This is a genomic window from Mesorhizobium sp. CCNWLY176, from assembly GCF_037153935.1.
GTDB lineage: Bacteria > Pseudomonadota > Alphaproteobacteria > Rhizobiales > Rhizobiaceae > Mesorhizobium_M > Mesorhizobium_M zhangyense.
In genome coordinates this window covers 1-726 of record NZ_JBBBDZ010000039.1, presented here as the reverse complement: position 1 = coordinate 726, position 726 = coordinate 1, and the positions used below count along the sequence as shown (strand labels likewise).

Sequence of the window (726 nt, the reverse complement as noted above, 5' to 3'; positions counted from 1 at the left end):
CCGTCGCTGCGATCAGGCCGGCATCGAAGCTCGGATCAAAGACATCTGTGCCACGCGGGTTCGTTATGGCTACCGGCGTGTGCACGTGATGCTCACGCGCGAGGGCTGGGACATCAACATGAAGCGGACCTATCGGATTTACAGGGATTTAGGGCTTCAACTGAGGAACAAGACACCGAAAAGGCGGGTGAAGGCGAAGCTACGAGACGATCGCCAGCCGGCCGTCGAGCCCAACGACGTGTGGGCGATGGACTTCGTTCACGACCAACTCGCGACGGGCAAGAAAATCCGTGTCCTGACGGTCGTCGATACGTTCTCGCGCTACGTGCCGGTGCTCGACCCGCGCTTCAGTTACCGAGCAGAGGACGTGGTCAGGACGCTGGAACAAGTCTGCCCGCGGATCGGCTATCCGAAGACGATCAGGGTCGATCAGGGCACGGAGTTCGTCTCCCGCGACCTCGATCTGTGGGCCTACACCAAGGGCGTCACGCTCGACTTCTCGCGACCGGGAAAGCCAACGGACAACGCTTACATCGAAGCTTTCAACGGCCGCTTCAGGGCGGAGTGCCTGAATGCCCACTGGTTCCTGACGCTTGCCGACGCGGCCAAAAAGTTGGAGGATTGGCGCAGATACTACAACGAGGTGCGCCCACATGGCGCAATCGGACACAAGGTCCCGATCTCGTTGATTAATCCCGATGGCGCCACCAGCCCGCCATCGGGATA

1 protein-coding gene is annotated in these 726 nt (G+C 60.5%); it reads left to right on the top strand.

Annotated elements, in window-relative coordinates:
• Window positions 1–726: IS3 family transposase (locus WBQ96_RS28240; RefSeq protein ID WP_336556345.1), on the top strand; the 726-nt coding region annotated here is incomplete at both ends.